The sequence below is a fragment of the Rothia sp. HMSC071B01 genome (genome assembly GCF_001808945.1).
GTDB lineage: Bacteria > Actinomycetota > Actinomycetes > Actinomycetales > Micrococcaceae > Rothia.
This window is the reverse complement of the sequence record NZ_KV795070.1, coordinates 210,601-230,208: the sequence shown is the minus strand read 5'-3', so window position 1 is coordinate 230,208 and position 19,608 is coordinate 210,601. Positions and strand designations below refer to the sequence as shown.

10 protein-coding genes are annotated in these 19,608 nt (G+C 60.5%); 3 read left to right on the top strand and 7 right to left on the bottom strand.

The window, feature by feature from the left end:
- Positions 1–232: 232 nt before the first annotated feature.
- A complete protein-coding gene (locus HMPREF2527_RS02545; protein ID WP_044150372.1) occupies positions 233–1,894 on the bottom strand; it encodes a bifunctional folylpolyglutamate synthase/dihydrofolate synthase in 1,662 nt (553 codons plus the stop codon).
- Between the two features lie 131 nt (positions 1,895–2,025).
- Positions 2,026–5,367 carry an isoleucine--tRNA ligase gene (ileS, locus tag HMPREF2527_RS02540; RefSeq protein WP_070506134.1) on the bottom strand — a complete coding sequence of 1,114 codons (3,342 nt, stop codon included), beginning with the start codon at positions 5,365–5,367 and terminating at the stop codon, positions 2,026–2,028.
- A 1,480-nt stretch (positions 5,368–6,847) separates the two neighbouring features.
- Between ileS and HMPREF2527_RS02535 the strand changes: the two genes are divergently transcribed.
- Positions 6,848–7,795 (top strand): DUF6318 family protein, encoded by a 948-nt coding sequence (locus tag HMPREF2527_RS02535; RefSeq protein ID WP_049362715.1) that lies wholly within the window; start codon positions 6,848–6,850, stop codon positions 7,793–7,795.
- Positions 7,796–8,138: 343 nt separating this feature from the next.
- Positions 8,139–9,095, top strand: coding sequence for a DUF6318 family protein (locus HMPREF2527_RS02530; RefSeq protein ID WP_070506132.1), 957 nt, complete (start codon positions 8,139–8,141; stop codon positions 9,093–9,095).
- Between the two features lie 229 nt (positions 9,096–9,324).
- Here HMPREF2527_RS02530 and cobA read toward each other — a convergent pair whose 3' ends face one another.
- Together cobA and nirB are read right to left on the bottom strand one after the other, a co-directional pair.
- Positions 9,325–10,236: a uroporphyrinogen-III C-methyltransferase gene (gene cobA / locus HMPREF2527_RS02525; protein WP_049352392.1), complete on the bottom strand. Its 912-nt coding sequence runs from the start codon at positions 10,234–10,236 to the stop codon at positions 9,325–9,327.
- Position 10,237: 1 nt separating this feature from the next.
- Positions 10,238–12,907, bottom strand: coding sequence for a nitrite reductase large subunit NirB (nirB, locus tag HMPREF2527_RS02520; protein ID WP_070506130.1), 2,670 nt, complete (start codon positions 12,905–12,907; stop codon positions 10,238–10,240).
- 545 nt (positions 12,908–13,452) lie between these two features.
- On the opposite strand from nirB, the gene nirD reads away from it, so the two are divergent.
- Positions 13,453–13,779: a nitrite reductase small subunit NirD gene (gene nirD / locus HMPREF2527_RS02515; protein ID WP_070506128.1), complete on the top strand. Its 327-nt coding sequence runs from the start codon at positions 13,453–13,455 to the stop codon at positions 13,777–13,779.
- 140 nt (positions 13,780–13,919) lie between these two features.
- Here nirD and HMPREF2527_RS02510 read toward each other — a convergent pair whose 3' ends face one another.
- The 3 genes from HMPREF2527_RS02510 to HMPREF2527_RS02500 all read right to left on the bottom strand — a co-directional run bounded on the left by HMPREF2527_RS02510 (position 13,920) and on the right by HMPREF2527_RS02500 (position 19,361).
- A complete protein-coding gene (locus HMPREF2527_RS02510) occupies positions 13,920–14,660 on the bottom strand; it encodes a sirohydrochlorin chelatase (protein ID WP_210390353.1) in 741 nt (246 codons plus the stop codon).
- A gap of 83 nt (positions 14,661–14,743) precedes the next feature.
- Positions 14,744–17,551 (bottom strand): HtaA domain-containing protein, encoded by a 2,808-nt coding sequence (locus tag HMPREF2527_RS02505; protein ID WP_070506124.1) that lies wholly within the window; start codon positions 17,549–17,551, stop codon positions 14,744–14,746.
- Positions 17,552–17,729: 178 nt separating this feature from the next.
- The gene (locus tag HMPREF2527_RS02500) at positions 17,730–19,361 is read right to left on the bottom strand and encodes an enoyl-CoA hydratase (RefSeq protein ID WP_070506121.1); all 1,632 of its coding nucleotides are present in this window, start codon (positions 19,359–19,361) and stop codon (positions 17,730–17,732) included.
- Positions 19,362–19,608 lie beyond the last annotated feature (247 nt).

Sequence of the window (19,608 nt, the reverse complement as noted above, 5' to 3'; positions counted from 1 at the left end):
TTTCGTTATTTTCGATTTATGGGTGGGTGGAGGCGGAAGATACCGGTTGCACTCGGGCGATTGGGGTTAGGTGAGAGCCCATGGGAACACGTGAGAAATCATGCGTTCGAGTGGGAGCACGAGGGCAGAGGCGCGAAAAGGCGGGGCACAAAAAACGGGGCGCCGCTCCCCCAGCCGGTAAAACCAACTAGGGGGCGGCACCCCGCCTTCTCATCAATAACCTCAGTGGGCTTTATTCGTCTTCGGAATCATCGTCACCGAAGAAATCATCGGTGTACGAGTCACCCAGCGGCAGACCCAGCGAATCCTCCAGCGAAGAACCCGCCGCAGACTCGCCACCCAGCTCAGCCATGATGCCGTCCAGCAGCTCATCCGGCTCAGCAGAGGCAGCCGCAGCCGCAGCGGCAGCCAGAGTCGAAGCCGACGCCGCACCCGCAGAACCCGCATAAGCACCCTCGGCGCCCAGCTCATCCGGCAGCTCCTCAGCCTCAGCGCCGGGGGTCTTCGCCTGCTCATGCGCAGCCAGCAGGGTACGCGCCTCACCGATGACCGTAATCGAACCGGTAATCAGCACGCCCGCCGACTCCTGCTCGAAGAGGGCGTTCTCCATGGCGGTGGCAATCGCCTCGTCCAGGTGCTCGAACACCTCAATCGAGTCTTCGTCCAGACCAGCGTCCAGGGCGAGCTCGTGCAGACGCTCCGGCGCAATCGCACGCGGCGAATCCGACGCCACCAAGTACAGGCGGAAGGTACCGTCCGAAGCGTCAACGTACTCTTCGCGCATGGTCTCAAACATGCCCAGAGCATCCTTCTCACCCAAAATACCGACCACGGAATGCAGGTGCGAAAGCTTGAACGCCTCAGTCAGCGCAGCCGCGGAAGCACGCACACCGTGCGGGTTGTGGCCCGCGTCCAGGATGGTCAGCGGCTCGGTGCGTACAACCTCCAGACGACCCGGCGAACGCACCGTCTCAAACGCGGTACGCACCACGTCCTCGGGCAGCTGACGCTGACCGCCGAAGAACGCCTCCACGGCGGCAAGAGCCACCACGGCGTTCTGCGCCTGATGCGCACCGTGCAGGGACAGCGGCACATCCGGGTACTCCCCCGCCAGGCCGCGCAGGGTCAGCAGCTGACCGCCGACCGCAAGCTCACGGGAGACCACGCCGAACTCCACGCCCTCAAAGGCGAAGGATGCTTCCTTCTCGCGGGCGGAGGCGAGCAGCACATCCGCCGCTTCCGGGTCCTGTGCCGCAGAAATCAAGAAGCCGCCGGGCTTGATAATGCCGGACTTTTCGGTCGCAATCTCGGCGAGGGTTTCACCGAGCATGTCGGTGTGGTCCAGACCGATTGGGGTGACCACGGAAACCACGCCGTCGGCAACGTTCGTGGAGTCCCAGGTGCCGCCGATACCGACCTCGAGCACCACCACGTCCACCGGCTCGTCCGCGAAAATCGCGAAGGCGAGCACGGTAACGGACTCGAAGAAGGTCAGGGTGGGCTCGCCGCGGGAGGTCATCTCCGCGTCCACAATCTGCAGGTAGGGGGCGATTTCCTCCCAAATGCGCACGAAGGTGGCGTCCGGTACGGGCGCGCCGTTAATGCAGATACGCTCGGTGACGCTTTCGAGGTGCGGGCTGGTAAAACGGCCCACGCGCAGGTCGTGGCCGAGCAGCAGCGCCTCAATCATGCGGGCGGTGCTGGTCTTGCCGTTCGTGCCGGTGATGTGGATGACCGGCGCGGCACGGTGCACGTCGCCAAGGATTTCGACGGCGCGCGCCACAGCGTCCAGGCGCGGCGCCATCTTGTTTTCGGGTGCTCGCGCCAGCAGTTCACCGTAGACCCGCTCCACGCCCTCGGGGTCGGGAATTGCGGGGTAATTCTTCTCGCTCATTGTTCTCCTCACTGGGATAGCCGGCCGGTGCCGGCAGGGGCCCACCGTGCGGCGGGATAACCGTGCGGCGGGATAGACGACGGGCCGCCCCGCCCGTGAAGGGGGCGGGACGGCCGTACGGTTCAGGCGTTTTATGCCTTGGCTACGCTAATGCTCAGCTCGGCTGCTTCGCTCAGCTGCAGGGACACGGCGAGGGTTTCACCGGTCACCAGTGCTTCGTTGGTGCGCAGAGCTGCCAGAGTTTCCTCCGGTGCCGCGATGCTCAGGTTGATGCGGTCCGCAACGTTCAGGTCGGCGTCCTTACGTGCCTGCTGAATAGCGCGGATGGTATCGCGGGCGATACCCTCGGCAACCAGCTCGTCGGTCAGCTCAATGTTGAGGACAAGGAAGCCACCGGGCAGAACCGCAGCCGCAGTGTGCTCAGCACCCTCAGCGTCAGCGGCAACCACGGTTGCCAGCTCGTATTCGCCCTCTTCCAGGGCCAGGCCGCCGTCCAGAGCTGCCACGCCGACCAGGACGGTACCGTCCTCGGTCACGGCCCAGTCACCGGACTTGGATGCCTTAATAGCAACCTGCACCTGCTTGCCCAGGCGCGGACCTGCCGCACGTGCGTTGACCTTCAGCTGCTGGGAGATGCCGTAGTCGGCGGGGTCGACGGTGTCGGCGCTGACCAGCTCCACCTGGCGCAGGTTCAACTCGTCCTCGACGATGTTCGCGAAGTACTCCGCGCCCTTCTCACCGAAAGCGGTACCCAGGGCAGCGAACTGCTCGGGTGCGATTGCCACGGTCATCTTCTGCAGCGGCTGGCGCACGCGGATCTTCTTTTCCTTGCGCAGTGCCGAACCTGCGGAGCAGACCTCACGCACGGTCTGCATGAGAGCCAGCAGGTCAGACTCGTCAGCGAAAGCAGATGCCTCGGGCCAGTCAGCCAGGTGCACAGAGCGTTCACCGGTGAGGCCGCGGTAGATTTCCTCGCTGCTGAGCGGCAGCAGGGACGCGGCGACCTTCGACACGGTCACCAGTGCGGTGTAGAGGGTGTCGAATGCGTCGGTGTCTTCGTTGAAGAAGCGCTCGCGGGAGCGGCGCACGTACCAGTTGGTCAGTGCGTCGGCGTACTGGCGCAGGGATTCGCAGGCGTTCCAGATGTCGTAGGAGTCCATCGCTGCAGTGACCTGCTCGATGAGTTCGCGGGTCTTGCCGAGGATGAAGCGGTCCATCACATGCTGCGAGTCGTACTTGAGCTTTGCGCTGTAGCCTTCGCCGTTGTTGGCGGCGTTAGCGTACAGGGCGAAGAAGTGGTAGACGTTCCACAACGGCAGCATGACCTGGCGAACACCCTCGCGGATGCCCTGCTCGGTCACGATCAGGTTGCCGCCGCGCAGGATCGGGGAGGACATCAGGAACCAGCGCATCGCGTCGGAGCCGTCGCGGTCGAGGACCTCGGAGACGTCCGGGTAGTTACGCAGGGACTTGGACATCTTCTGACCGTCCGAGCCGAGCACAATACCGTGGCTGATGACGTTCTTGAACGCGGGGCGGTCGAAGAGCGCGGTCGCCAGTACGTGCAGCACGTAGAACCAGCCGCGGGTCTGACCGATGTACTCGACGATGAAGTCTGCCGGGTAGTGGTTCTCGAACCATTCCTGGTTCTCGAAGGGGTAGTGCACCTGTGCGTAGGGCATGGAGCCGGAGTCGAACCAGACGTCGAGCACGTCTTCCACGCGGCGCATGGTGGACTTACCGGTCGGGTCGTCCGGGTTCGGGCGGGTCAGCTCGTCAATGTACGGGCGGTGCAGGTCGGGTTCGCCATCCTTGTTCAGGGGCAGTCGGCCGAAGTCTGCCTTGAGCTCTTCGAGGGAGCCGTACACGTCCATGCGCGGGTAGTTCGGGTCGTCCGAAACCCACACGGGAATCGGGGAGCCCCAGAAGCGGTTACGGGAGATGGACCAGTCGCGTGCGTTCTCAACCCACTTGCCGAACTGGCCGTACTTCACGTTTTCCGGGATCCAGTTGATCTGCTTGTTCAGCTCGTACATGCGGTCCTTGAAGTCGGTGACCTTCACGTACCAGGAGGTGATTGCGCGGTAGATGAGCGGGGTGCGGCAGCGCCAGCAGTGCGGGTAGGAGTGCACGTAGGACTTCTCGCGGATCAGCACATCGTCTGCCTTGAGGGCGTTGATGATGGTGCGGTTCGCGTCGAATGCCTGCACGCCCGCGATTTCAGCCAAGGCGGTGGAGCCGGAGGCGGTAGGCTCAGCGAAGAGGTTCAGGAACTTTGCACCTTCGTCGAGGGAGAGGATCACGGGGATGCCGTAGCCTTCACAGACCTTCTGGTCGTCTTCACCGTAGGCGGGTGCCTGGTGGACGATGCCGGTACCGTCACCGGTGGTGACGTAGTCAGCGACGAGGATCTGCCAGGAGGTTTCGGTGCCCCACTTTTCGGCGTCTGCGAAGTAGTCCCAGAGCGGGGTGTAGCGCACGTGCTCGAGCTGGGAGCCGGTGTAGCGTGCGGTGACGGCTGCGTCTGCGTCCTTTTCGGGCTGGTCGCCTTCGTAGCCGAGATCCTTGGCGTAGGAGCCGAGCAGCTCGGAGGCGATCAGGAAGGAGCGGCCCTCGAACTTGCCCGCGCCGGGTACGACGGAGTATTCGATCTCGGGTCCGACGGCGAGCGCCTGGTTGGTGGGCAGGGTCCAGGGGGTGGTGGTCCATGCGAGTGCTTCGACGCCGTCGAGTTCTGCGGCGACCTTCTCGTCAGCACCGAGGGAGGTGTCTGCGGTGAGGCGGAATGCGACGGTGACGGTCTGGTCCTGGCGGTCCTTGTACACGTCGTCGTCCATGCGCAGCTCGTGGTTGGAGAGGGGGGTCTCGTCCTTCCAGCAGTAGGGCAGCACGCGGAAGCCCTGGTAGGTCAGGCCCTTGTCGTAGAGGCGCTTGAACGCCCAGATGACGGACTCCATGTACTCGACGTTCAGGGTCTTGTAGTCGTTTTCGAAGTCGACCCAGCGTGCCTGGCGGGTGACGTACTTTTCCCACTCGTTGGTGTACTTGAGCACGGATGCGCGGGCAGCGTCGTTGAAGTTGTCGATGCCCATTTCGAGGATTTCGCGCTTGTCGGTCATGCCGAGCTGCTTCATTGCCTCGAGTTCTGCGGGCAGGCCGTGGGTGTCCCAGCCGAAGCGGCGTTCTACCTTGTGGCCGCGCTGGGTCTGGTAGCGCGCGACGAGGTCCTTGGCGTAACCGGTGAGCAGGTGACCGTAGTGGGGTAGGCCGTTAGCGAAGGGAGGGCCGTCGTAGAAGACGAATTCGTTTTCGCCGTTTTCGCCTGCGGGGCGGTTCTCGACGGATGCAGAGAAGGTGTTGTCCTTCTTCCAGTAGTCGAGGACTGCTTCTTCCAGCGCGGGGAACTTAGGCGATGCGGTGACGCCGCTTCCTGCGGCTTCGAAGGCACTCGCCTTGGGGTATACGTTAGACATTGGGTGCGCCCTTATCTGTTGTTCTCAACGCTGAGAGGCTGGGGCGACAGGGTACGTAGCACTCGTCGTCCGCGCCGTTTCAGCGGGTGAGGATTGACATGACGGGTGCAAGGACGCCTGGGCATCACTGACTGATCCGGGCTGTGCCGGGGGCAGGATGCGGCGCGGTACCACCTTGCTTACTGATTTAACAGCTCAACGCACCGAACCCTCCCGGGGCTACGGGGTGCCGCGGTGTATGTCCGCGATACCTAGCCACCGGAAGAGCGGCGCGTTGGGCGGGTATCAGTCGCTTATTACAGCTATATCGGGCTTAACCGTCCGGTTCTACTGGGACTACATCTCTTCCGCTAAGACACCCTCGCCGCAGCGATTGGCGGGTGTCCGCAGGTGCGGTCCGTTCTTCCGAATTGCTCGCCGGTGATGGCCGGGTCGTTGCAAACACTAATAGTTTATGTGGCTTTTGTGTCTGTATGCAACCCCGCGGGGTGTGGGTTTGAACAGCACTTTTCTAATGCACCGATACTGGAGGCGCAAAACAGAATGGTTCTTCGTTCGGCGATATCTAGAGCGAGTAGGGGGCTTAAGGGGTCTTGCCCCACCCCGCACTCGGGCGTGTTTAAGGATGTATGTTTTTACATTCCTTGCGTGTTGCTTTAAGTGGGTTTCGATTTTTTCGAGGGAGCCCATGGGATTGCAGTCAGTGCAACCACAAGATATGGGGTGAACACCGATGTAATTCCACTAGATATTCACCTCTGCACGTTTTCATCCCCTCAGTATTCCGTGTGGGAACCGGTTTTTCCGGATGGTTCAGCAATGCATAGCGGGTGAATAGAGTGCATATTTGGGGATTGCCGAGCGGGTTTCCCCTTATTGAATCGGGTATTTCTTCTGGACTATTGAAGACCTCCTTACGGTCAGAAGATTAAACTAAACACCCTCCTCTCCCCCGCCTTTTGGAAATACTGAGGCGCAGCTCTTTTATTTTTCAAGTCATAAATATGACCGAAATCACTTAGCTCGACATGCGCGCAACCCCCTCGCCAAGTAGTCGCCTCCATCACATAACTCCTCACCAGCAGGGGGCAGCCGTAATACTTTACAGTGATTGATATCTTGAATGCCCCATAGGCTCTCAGGGATTACTAAGGTGCTTTTTCGTGCATTTTGAGCTCAAAATAGTCTAAAATGAATCGTGTAACACATCAATGATGATTCGATAACATCTACCCTCTCACCGGGGCGCGACCACAGCAGTCTCAGAACAGCTGTCTCAACGATGAGTTCACCAGTACCCCTCGCCCACGGCGTGAGGTACACCCGAGGTTACTTCCGGATGTGGACTGAAACCGCGGCATTCGCCCGCAGTTTTCACCCTTTCACGACCTCACCCAACACGCCATACAACCACGCGCCCGCCGCCGGGTGCCCCGAGCCCGCCCTCGGACTAGATCACGATAAATCAAGGAGTTCACCGATGCTCTCGCCCTCTTCGAGCACCCGTTCCGCTACTTCCCGCCTTATGAGCCGCCGCGCCCTACTGCTCGGTGGCGCGGTTTCCCTCATGGCCGGTTGCGCCTCCGATATTCGCCCGCTGAGCGAAGAAGCAAAAGCTAAGGTAGGCTCCCCCACCCCGTCCGCGAGCGCGACCGCTTCTGCATCTAGTTCACCAGCTGCTTCACAGTCTGCTACCGCTACGTCCTCTGCGAGCGCTTCAGCAAGCGCTAAGAGCAGCTCGTCCAGCGCGGCACGCGTACCCGTATCTAAGGATGCACTCGTTGAGGGTTGGGAAAAGTACCCCGGTCCCCTGAAACTGACCGGCGAATACATGGGCGAGTACCAGCCCGCAACGGATTCTTCCCCTGCGAAGAACGTACCTAAGCCCCTCAAGACCGTTCCGCACCGTGAGGAACCGACCTTCCAGGGCGCCTACGAGACGTTGCGTGCCTACTACAGTGCTCAGATCACCGCACTCAAGGATGGCCACTATGCAGATCAGGCGATTGAGCTGACCTACCCGGCAGACAAGAGCGCCATCGACGAGGTTAAAGCAGTCAAGGAACTGTATGAGCAGAACGGCTGGTACATGGACTTCACGTGCAGCATTTCCATGCGGAATACGGAGCCTCGAACCGCCCTGAAGAACGGTGACGGCTACGTAGAAATCATGATGGACGCCAAGTATTCTGCCACCGCCATCCATCAGCCGGACGGCACCGAACGCAAGATACCGGCAATTACCCAGGTAGCCATTCCGCACGTGATGCTCTACACCGAGGGTAAGTGGTGGCGAATCGGCAACGATTATCTGAACGAGCGTCTGAATGGCGGCAAGGGCTCTTCCGCCTCTTCTGGTTCCGGAGGTTCCAGCTCTGCCGGTTCTAGCGGTTCTTCGTCCTCGGGCCGAGGCTCCACTAAGGTCTAAATCCGGCAAAGTCTAATTCCGGCGAGGTCTAAACTAGCCCCGTTTCATCAATTTCATACGCACTAGCCCAAAGTCGAGGAGGCGCACTCCCCTGCACCTCACCGACTTTGGGTTATTGCGTCTTAAAGACAATGTTCAGGGTTTTTTGACGAAGTTTTAAAACCAGTCTTCTATAGTAAGAAGTGGATACTTCATACCGCCGCAGTTCACGCTCCGGCACACCCGTATCCCGGTACCCCCCCCCTGTACCGCGCACCATACAAAAACGATGAGGCGGATCCTTTCGTACGCATCACAGCGTTGTGAAGCGAGCTACCTCGATCAACCACTTTCAGGAGATACCATGTCCTTCCGGCCGAGTGCACACACCAGCTTCTCTGCTAACGACCGAAACGGATTGACCCGCCGCGCCGTTCTTTTTGGCGGTCTGACCGCCGGTGCTTTGACTCTAGCAGGATGCGCCTTCAACAAGGATATTCGCCCCACCGGTAGCGGCGACACTTTCTCCGGCTCCCCGAGCGCCTCTCCCTCGGCGTCTGCGTCGGCCTCGCCTTCTGAGTCTGCCTCGGCTTCGGCATCCGCTTCGTCTTCGTCCTCGTCAAGCCGTAACAGTGCGAAGATTATTCCGTCCGACGAATTCTTGAAGGACTATAAGAAGTACATTGGCGACGTCAAGTACGAGTACAAGCCCGCCATTGCGCACTATGTTGAGCCGACCGACACCTCCCCCGCGAAGAACGTTCCGATCCCGGTCATTGATACTGTGGCTCAGCGTACCGTCAGTCTCGAGGGCGCCTACAAGACCCTGGCTGCTTACCAGAGCGCGTACATCGCTGCGATGTACAACGGCGACCTGCAGTACCTCAAGGGTCTGGTCCACGGCGCTGACAGCGGTCTGGTCAACAACCTGAAGGCTATTGCTAAGCTCTACGCTGCGGGCGGTTGGACTAAGGACTACGAGAGCAAGCTGAGCATCCGTGACGATCTCGATGCGAAGGCTCTTGCCTCTTCCGATTTGGCTGTTGTGGCGTTCCCCTGCCGGGATGTCGTCAAGGAATACACCATCTACCAGAAGGGCACCGGTGAGGTTCAGAAGGCAAGCACCCTGGATGTCGTTATCTATGTGGTGTACGCCGAGGGCAAGTGGCGCGTGACCAGCCGCGAGTACTTCGTGTCGGAGTACAGCGACCGATTCCGCCAGGTCTTTGAGGGTCCCTCCTCATCGGCTTCGGCAAGCAAGTCCAGTGGTGGCGGCTCCGGTAGCTCTAGTTCCGGTAGCAGCAGCGATTTCAAGATCTAGGCGCTGAGACTCTAAACTCCAAGATTAGGATTTGAGCGCAGCACCCCTGACGAAAGCGGGGCGGGTATCAACTGATACCCGCCCCGCTTTCGTATGTTTTTGTGCCGCTGTTTTTGCTCCGCGGCGCTCCCGGCGTAGCAATATAACCCGGCACAGCAACAGCCCCGCCCCTTGGCAACTAGGAAAACCAAGGATGCGGGGCCGTGCAATACTATCTGGCGCACCGCCTCTAGGAGGTGGAACGCTCACGCAGACGCTCGTGAACCTCGCTCACAAAGCGGTTCTGATTATCGCGAGCATAATGCACGACCTCACCGATGACGGTAATAGCCGGCGCCTTAACCGATGCGCAATCTACCTGAGCGTTCTCAAGGGTCGTGACAGTCACGCGCTCCTTCTCAGAGAAACCGTTCTCAATGGTTGCCAGCGGCGTGTCAGCCTCAATCCCACGAGAGAGCAGAGACGCCACCGTATCGGGCAGGGTACGAACGCCCATCAGCAGCACCACGGTGCCCTGGGCACGCAGGGTCGCCTCAACCGCCGACACTTCGGTCTCCGACAGGCCGGAGTGACCAGAAATGACGGTGAAAATCGAGGATACCTTACGCAGGGTCACCGGAATCGCAGCACGCGCAGGAACCGCAATGGCGCTGGTAATGCCGGGGATAACCTCAGCCTCCAGGCCGGCGGCGATGCACGCATCCAGCTCTTCAGCGCCGCGACCGTACACGTACGGGTCGCCGCCCTTCAAACGCACCACGGTCTTACCCGAGAGCGCGTAATCAATCATGAGCTGCTGAATGCGGGACTGCGGAACAGCGTGCTTACCGGGAACCTTGCCCACATCAACGATGAGGGCGTTCGGTGCGTACTCGCCGTACTCCTGCGGGGCGAGGTGATCCAGAAGGACCACGTCCGCCTCGCTCAGGGCACGTGCCGCACGCAGGGTCAGCAGGTCAGCGGCACCGGGGCCGCCACCCACAATGTAGACCTTGCCGGGGTTCTCAGCAGGCTCGCCGGGCAGAAGAATGCCGCGTTCCGTCACGCTATCGTCCAGGCTGTGCCCGGGCGCCCCGCCCGCGAGTACTTCGTCGATAGTGGCGAACTCGCGGGGCGGGAACGGAGGAATCTTCGGGCACATACTATGCTGCCGGGACCGGGTTGAGGTCACTGGGCTTACCCACGGGAATCTTGGTACCGGTCAGCAGGACGGTGTCGGACTCGCCAGCTTCTGCCGCCGCAATTTCCTCGGGGGTTGCGGGGCGAATCTGCTCGCGCTCCAGCACGTACAGGTGCGAACCCTCGTCGCTGCCGTTGGGCTCGTTGATGAAGGCACGGAAGCGGCGCAGGCGGCGCTCGTCACGCAGGGTTGCTGCCCACTCGTCCTCGTAAGAGTCAACGTGACGCTGCATGTCGCGCTCCAGGTCCTCGCACACGCCCAGGGAGTCCTCAATGAGGACGGACTGCAGGTGTGCCAGACCGTCGCCGTGCTCCTCATCCAGGTCCTCAAGCCAGCGAGCGGTACGCTGCAGCTTGTCTGCGGTACGGATGTAGTACATCAGGTAGCGGTCGATGTAGCGGATGATGTCCTCGCTGGAGGCGTCCTTGACGAAGAGGCGACCGTGAGCGGGGTTTGCACCACCGTTACCGCCCAGGTACAGGTTCCAGCCGTTGGTGGTTGCAATCAGACCAACGTCCTTACCCTGCGCCTCAGCACATTCACGGTTACAACCGGAAACGCCGAACTTGAACTTGTGCGGGGAACGCAGACCGCGGTAACGGTTCTCCAGCTGAATTGCCATACCGGTGGAGTCCTGAACACCGAAGCGGCACCAGGTCGAACCCATGCAGGACTTCACGTTACGCAGGGACTTACCGTATGCCTGACCGGACTCGAAGCCGGCATCCACCAGACGCTCCCAAATGTAGGGCAGCTGCTCCAGGCGAGCACCGAACATACCGATACGCTGCGCACCGGTAATCTTCACGTACAGGCCGAACTCTTCAGCAACCTCAGCGATGACACCCAGCTTCTTAGCGGGAATCTCACCTGCGGGAATACGCGGAACGACGGAGTAGGTACCGTTCTTCTGCATGTTCGCCAGTGCGCGGTCGTTGGTCTCCTGAATACCACCGCGGCCTGCGTCCAGGACGTAGGAGTTGCGGAAGGAGGAAAGAATCGATGCAACGGTCGGCTTACAGATAGCACAGCCGTCGCCACCGCGGCCGAAGCGTGCCAGAACGGAGTCGAAGTCGTCCAGGCTGGTCAGACGCACAGCCTCAGCCAGCTCTGCACGGGAGAAGTCGAAGTGCTCACACAGTGCCTTGGAGACGGTCAGACCCATCTTCTTCATCTGCTGTTCCAGAGTCTTCTGTAGCATCGGAACACAGGAACCGCACTGGGTACCCGCGGTGGTGCAGGACTTCAGGGATGCAACATCGTGGTTGCCGTCAACGATTGCCTCGCGGACAGCACCGAAGCTGATGTTGTTGCAGGAACACAGGATTGCGTCGTCGGGCAGTTCGGTGTCGGGGATGCCGTCGCCGCCGCCAGCTGCGGTCAGGTAAACGTTCGGTTCAGCGGGCAGTTCGCGGCCGAGCAGGGGCTTGAGGGAGTCGAAGGGAGCGGTGTCACCGACGAACACGCCACCGAGCAGGGTCTTTGCGTCGCCGCTGGTCACGATCTTCTGGTACATACCGCGTGCGGGGTCTGCGAACAGAACCTCGAGGCAGCCCTCGGTGGTGCCGCGGCGGTCACCGAAGCCAGCCACCTGAACGCCGGAGAACTTCAGCTTGGTTGCGATGTCGAACTCTTCAACCTGAGCTTCTTCGTTGTCGTTGAGCAGGTTAGCTGCCACAGCATCAGCCATAGCGTTAGCCGGTGCGACCAGACCCCAGGTGCGGCCCAGCACGCAGGCGACCTCACCGATAGCCCAAATGTGCTCGTCGGAGGAGTGGCATGCGTCGTTGACGAGAATACCGCCGCGCTCGCCCAGTGCCAGGTCGGCGTCGCGTGCCAGCTCGTCGTTGGGGCGAATACCGGCACCGAAGACCACCATGTCGGCGGGCAGGGTGCGGATTTCTGCATCCTCAGAGGGAGAATCTGCGATGGAGACGGAGACGACGTTGCCGTCAGCATCCTTGTTGATGCCGGAGATGTACACGCCGGTCTCAATCTCAATGCCGGTTGCCTTAATCTGGGCGTTCACGGCGTAACCGCCGCCCTGGTCAACCTCAACGGAGAGCAACCAGGGAGCCACATCCAGAATGGTGGGCTCTGCGCCCAGGTCCTTCAGACCCTCAGCTGCTTCGAGGCCGAGCAGACCGCCACCGACGACAATACCGCGGGGTGCGCGGCCGAGGGTGTCCTGCAGGCGGTTAACCTCGGAGACCATGTTCTTCACGTCGTCAATGGTGCGGAAGACGTGTGCGGCGTCCGAGTTAAGAATGGGGATACGAACCGCGCGGGAACCAGTCGCGAAGACCAGTACGTCGTAGGGGTACTCGTTGCCCTCGGTGTCGGTGACGACGCGGCGGGTGCGGTCAAGCTTCTCTGCGTGGCAGTTGTTGACCAGGTTGATGTTCTCTGCATTCCACAGTTCGGGGTCACCGAGGGTCAGGTCCTTCTCGGTGTCCTTGAAAATCTTCTCGATAGCAACGCGGTCGTAGGGGATGTAGGGCTCATCGTTGAGGACGGTGATGGTGTCCGCTGCGCGACCGGCAGCTTCAGCGCCTTCGTGGTACGCGCGTACAAAACGCCACGCAGCGGGGCCTGCGCCGACAACGAGAATGTTGCGGGGGGTGTGCGACATGGATTTTCCTTCCTAGTTGTAATGCAGGTAGTTCATGGCACTTATCTACCCTCAGTGTGCGACTGGATCGTGCCCCGCATTGGAACTCCTAGTTTCCGTACCGTTGGGCTCGTACCTGATGCGTACCGAGTAGTTGGAGCGCCCGCTTCTTTAGAATGCATCTGAAAATTACGAAACATTTTTGTGTGGGATTATGTTGTTTTCTTCAGGCAGTCAAAAGGCGTTTTAAACTACGACTTTTATCGTACACTCTAGCGCGGGGTCGAAGTATCGAAAATCCGTATTTTTTGGGAAAATTTTCCAAAAAATCCGCGGAATACCGGGCTGGAATAGGGTATTCTTACCTTATCTAAACCTAATTTAGGTAAGGCTAATCTATAAAATTTGAGATCATCTTTTAGGGTAAAAATAACCTTTAGCACCCTCCGCGTGCCCCATTTCCAAATGTGGGTTTCATAAGGTAAACTCCAAACAAAGAACACACGAACCGCTATTGTGTCCTGCACCCCGCGCGGCGCAGACCACCACTTCGAAAGGAAACCCCCATGGCTGAGAACTGGGTACGCATCTGCGCCGAATCTGACCTCGAAGAAAACTGGGGTGAAGTCGCCCTGATCGACGGCTACCAGTACGCCATCTACAAGACCAAGCACGGCATCTTCGCCGGCGACCACCTCGACCCGCACAGCCAGGCACTGGTCCTCGCACGCGGCATCGTCGGTGAAAAGAACGGCAACCCCACCATCACCTCCCCCCTCTACAAGGAGGTCTACGACCTGACCACCGGCGAGTGCGTCTCTGACCCCTCCTACTCCATCAAGGTCTACCCCGTAGAGGTCCGCGACGGCGACGTCTACCTCAAGACCGCCTAAACGCTCAGCCGTCTACGGCTCTCAAACACAGCAACACAAAAACCTCGGGAACATAACGTCCCGAGGTTTTTTGTATGGGTTTTCAGAAGCCTCTCATCAGGCGAGTGAACAGCGAGCGCACTAGCCTGATTTTAAGTCATCTAGGCGGCATCCAGCTGCGCAATAGCGGCATCCATGCGGTCAATAAAGCACTCCGCCACCACGGCAGCAGAAGCGCCACCCTGCGCGTTCACCAGCGGCGCGGCAACCTTCACCGGCACACCGGTCGACTCAGCATCACGGCGCATCTTACCGGCGAAGAACCCCTCCGCCAGCAGGTAGGTCGCGGCAAACTTAGGCTGATGCTCAGCAACCACCTCGTGGAACTTCGGATCAATCGCGGCAACGAAGCCGTGATGCACCGGAACGTGCAACTCCTCAGCCAGCAGCTCAGCGGCACGGCTCATGTCCGCACGACCATCAGCACGAGAAGAACCGGCAGCACCCTGAACCACAGGGCCGTCGCCGGGAGTCCAGCCAGCTTCCTCCAAACGGGCGCGGGTCAGCGCGGCAAGGCGCGCATCCGGGCCCAGAGACTCACCAATACTAATACGCTCAATACCGCTATTGCGTGCGGCACGGCGCAAATCCACCTGAGTGTGGAAGCCAGTCGACAGCAGAATCGGCACAATAACGCAGGGCTCATCCTTAGGCAGGGAGGCTGCGGCGTCATCAACGCTGGGAGATTCCACATCCACGTATGCGGCGTGAACACGGTACTCCATACCATCGTTACGCTGGGCAAGCAGGAACTTGATCTGCTCACGAATCAGCGTGATAGCTTCACGACCGGCGACCGAGTCAGTGCCGTGCGAAGTTGCGATTACATTCAGAATAGTCATATTTCCATTGTATGAAAGGAACACCCCGCTCCCCCACTCATGAACACGAGTGGCGAAGCGGGGTGTTGCACGAAGGCTAAATTTTAGCTCTTGCGGCGGCGAGCCACGACCAGTGCGGTACCCGCAGCCAGGGTGATAGCACCAGCTGCTGCGGCGAACATAGCGCCGGATGCGCCGGTCTGTGCCAGCTTCGAGGAGGAGCTACCGGAGGTCGAGGAACCACCTGCGGAAGAACCACCGTTAGAGGAACCGCCATTGGAGCCGCTCACACCCAAGTTGTCGGAGGCACCAGAACCAGCATCAGAACCGCCGTTGGAGCCGCCCTTGTGGCCGGCTGCGTTCTGGTTAGCGGTGCTGCTCTCAGAAGCGGAAGCGCTCGCGGATGCAGACTCACTTGCGGAAGCGCTCGCGGACGCGGATGCACTCGCAGATGCAGACTCGCTAGCCGATGCGGTCGCCGAAGCGCTGCTGGAGCTGCTTGCGGAGCTCGACGCGCTCGCAGACGCGCTCGAAGAAGCAGACGCACTAGCGGACGCCGTTGCAGACGCGCTCACCGAGGGGGTCACGGCGGGAACGCTCGGAACCGCGGTCGGGGAAGCGCTCACCGATGCGCTCGGGGTTGCAGAAGGTGCTACAGAAGGTGCCACGGATGCGGTCGGCAGAGACGGCGAGGTGGGCTCCTCCGAAGGCACTGCGGTGGGCTCGGCGGTTGCGGAAGGCTCAGCGGTTGCGGAAGGCTCCATAGTCGGCTCTGCAGAAGGTTCTGCGGTCACGCTAGGCTCTGCAGTTGCCGAGGGCTCGACGGTCGGCTCAGCAGTTGCAGAGGGAACCTCGGTCGGTGCCACGGTCGGTTCTGCAGTCTTGCTAGGCTCTGCAGTCGGTGCCACGGTGGGCGCGACAGTCGGCTCAGCAGACTTAGTGGGCTCTGCGGTCGGTGCCTCGGTCGGAGCAACAGTCGGCTCCGCAGTGACGGTAGGCTCAGCAGAAGGCGCGGCAGTCGGCTCAGCAGTCGGTGCCACGGTCGGAGCTACGGTGGGAGCAACGGTCGGCTCAGGTGCCTTGGTCGGCTCGGGTGCCGGGGTCGGTGCCGAGTTCGCTGCCAGGCGGTTCAGCCACAGCTGATCCTCGTAGGTGTTCGGGTTCTCGAAGCTGGTCGGGTAGATAATATCGCCGTTGGGCAGCTCGAGAGCGTTGTAGCCGCCGCTCTTGTCGGTCTTGCGCATCGAGGAGAGCACCACCTCGTTCACCTTGTTCAGGGTCTCATCCATGAACACCAGGCGGGAGCCGGATGCGTCCACCACAACCACGTTGCCCGCACGGGTCAGGAACATGGTGGCAACCTCGGTCTTCTCGAAGCCCTCAAGAGTTGCGGACTCACGGACCACGCTGAAAGTGCCGTTCTCGTACTTGAGGATCTGCACCTTACCGCCGTACCAGTTGTTCCAACGGTAAATGTAGCCCTTGGGGCTGACCAGGGTCGAGGGCAGGGCGGTGTCGTAGCCTGCGGGTGAAGAGTTCGGCACCAGGGACACGCCGTTGCTGCTCATGTGCAGCAGGTGACCCTTCTGAACCGCCTTTTCGCCGGCCGCATCGTAGATGGAAGTCGACGGCGCGTACACGAAGCTGCCGTCGGGCAGCGGTGCGAGGGTCACGGTGTTGTTGGAGAACGAGTCGCCGTAGTACTCGTCGAGCGAGTAGGCGTTCACAACCTGCGGGTCGATCGAGTCGGGCTTCGGCAGAGCCTGCGAGGTTGCCTTGCCGGATGCGTCAATGATGGTGAGCTTGCCGCCGCCCTGGCCGTCAATGCTGACGATACCCCAGGTGTTGTTGGCGGGGTTGTAGCCGATTGCCTTGACGGTGGTGGTGCCGAGGTCTACGTCGGAGTAGGTGCCGGAGGAGACGAGCTTACCTTCAGCGGTTACGGTGTACAGCTCGGGCTTGTTGGTCTCGCTGTTGATGACGAGCATGCGGTTGCCGTCAGCATCCACGGCGAAAACGCCCTTGTTGGCCTTCAGTACGCCGGTGTCGGTCATCTTCAGGTTGGAGCTGGTCAGCACGGTGTAGGTGGTGTCGCCGCCGAAGCTCGGGGGTGCCACGTGCACGATGTGGTTCTGGCCCAGACGTGCGGTGTTCTGGGGCAGGTTCACGCCCGCGCCGGTGTTGTAAGACTCGGCGACGCTGTAGGCGCTCTTGGGGGTGTTAGCTGCGCTACCGTTGTAGGAGATGCTCAGCGGGTCGAGGCTAGCGCCTTCGTTGTAGAAGTCGGAGAAGGCGTGGTTACCGTCGGCGGTCAGGTTCGCGGAGATGCCGCTGATGCTGACCACACCGTCCTTCTCGCTCTGCTTGGCGGTGCCGGTGCTCAGGGTCGCCATCTTGACTTCCATGGGGCCCTCGAACTTGCCGGAGGCGTAGTTTTTGGTGCGCACGGTCATGTAGAGGGAGCCGGTGCCGTCAGCAAGGTTCAGTTCCACGCGGGGGTTGGAGAAGGTGAGGTTCAGGGCGCAACCAGTTTCGGGGTCTTGACCTTCGGCGCAGTGGCCGGTGAACCAGAGGCGGCCGGCAGCCTGCAGGGTGACCTGCTTGCCGTCTTCAGAGACGGTGGTGGAGGTCGGGGTGAAGGTGAACTGCTTTGCAGTTGCGTCCCAGGCTGCGCCGTCGGTCATTTCGCGGGGCATACCGTTGTAGGACAGGAAGGAGGCGCGCACGCCCCAGCCGAAGGACGCGCCTGCAGTTGCCTGGTCGCCTGCAGCGACGTTCTGTGCGGCAACGTTCTGGGCAGCGATATTAATGTTCTCGGCGAGAACGGGTGCCAGGGGCAGGGCGACAGCGCCAGCGACAGCGAGGGCGCAGGCTCCCTTGGAGAGGCGGGTGCCAGATGTGAAAATCTTCATTGGTGTGTATCCATACTATCGACACTGTTAGGACAGGCTTACTATATCGATAGCGTGAGTATTTCTCAACATCAGGTTCCAAGAAACCGTTTTGTGACAAACCATCCCACAGCACACCGACAGGGCAATACCCCCTCAACAGGCAACAGGGGCCGCTACTCCCCCACCCCCTACGCGACTAATCCTTCTTCGAGGTATGCATGCGTGACATGCCCAGAGCACCAAGAATCAGACCGCCACCCAGGGTCACCAAAATCGGCAGAAGCGGCGAGCTCTTATCCATGTTGTGGGTAATCTGCGCCTCCGTTGCCTTCACACCATTCGGCGATCCGGGATCAGTACGAACCTGAGAGGAAGAACCGTTCAGAATCGCGGCACGGCGAGACTGCGCCGCCGAATCAGTACCCGAAGGTAGGTTAGAATCGGGGGTCGCAACCCGAACAGGCTGCGCCTCCCCGGTGCGGTACCCAAGAGCCGAGGAAGACTCGGTAGCGGAACCACCCGAGGGGCGCGGAACAGAAATCGTGGCGTCATTAGTACCCGGAGCCATAGCGGTATCAGCCTGAATACCGCGGGTCTTAGACGTAGAACCCGCAGCGGGTGCCTTCGCGCCGGATGCGTTCGCAGTCTCAGAGGCAGTCGAAGGAGAGGCGGAAGACTCCACAGCTGGGTTACCCTCGTCCTTAGAGGAAGAATTAGATGACGAGCCACCATTCTCGGCAGACGCCTGGGTCACCGTAAAACGCACCGTATTGAGCTGAAGGTTGCCATCATCGCCTGCGTCGAAAGCCGCCACCAGGTAGGTCTTACCGATCTGCAGGGACGCACCGGGCACGCCAATCACAGCCTCGAAAGCGCCCGCAGAAATGGATTCCGGGCCAACATGAACAATGGCGAGCGCATCACCAACAGTGTTGCCGTTGGTGTCGATTTCCATGACAATCAGGTCGTAGCCCTTGTCATTCCGGGGGAAGTTCGTGGCGCGGACCGTGACGGGCTTCGTGTCATCCTGAGAGTCGCCCTGCGAATCCTGAATGGATAGGTGCGCTTTGCCATCCCTCTGGTTCATCGGATCGTACACGCTGTTGTCTTCGGAGATAACGTACTGCCCAGAATCATGGTTCTGCGGGTTATCTACAGTACGGCGAACCGTGTCATCGCTCGTATCGGTGGATGACGTAGCGGTGGGCGACGGCAGGTTCACCGCTTCGGGGGTCGGCTGAGCAGTCGCCTCGCCGGTTTCTGCTTCTTCACGCTCAATATCGACCGGCGGTTCGGTGGGCTTTGCTTTGCCGTTGCGCGGGTCAGCGGTCTGGACCAGGCGGTTGCCCTGCTCGGTCACAAAGAATTCGTAGGAGACACCGTGCGCGGTATCCTCCAGAACGATCACGTACACGACGTTCGAGTCCGTCGCCGGGCTCATCAGGAGGCGGAACTCCCCCTCCTTGGTTCCCTCAGTTAGGGTCGGGCTCTCCAGGACGGAGCCACCGTACTCACCGGAAGGGGTGTAGAAGTTCACGTCAACCAGCACGCTGGAAGCCTCCAGCCCCTCAGGGAAGCCCGTCCAGCGCAGGAGGTAGCTGCCGTCCTTGAGCTGCGCCTTCATGGTGATTGTGGAGGCTGCGCCCTGCACCTGCTGATTGTCTTCAGCCTGGTTCGGGGTTGCGGTCAGGGTGGCGGTTTTTTGCACGGCAGAGTGCGTCGTGACGGGTGCCTCCGCCGCGACAGAGGGTACAACAAGCCCGCACTGAAGCCCCGCAGCCAAAATGGTTGCGGTGACAATACGGTGCTTCGCTGAATAAATACTCATGCAATGCGTCTTTTCGTGGTGGAAATGTGCGCACTATTGCTTGTTCTTCACGTGCCGCGTGGAGCCCTTCGGGCGCGTCATGTACCCGGATTCGTCGTACCATGCTCCGCTTCGTATTTCAGGTGGTGAAGACCTGACAATAGCTCGCATCTATTTATCGGTTATTTCAACCCTATCACGAACCTTAAGGTTTATTCACGCGAGGGTAGAGTTTTTTTGAACACCCTGAACACGCGACTCGCCCCCG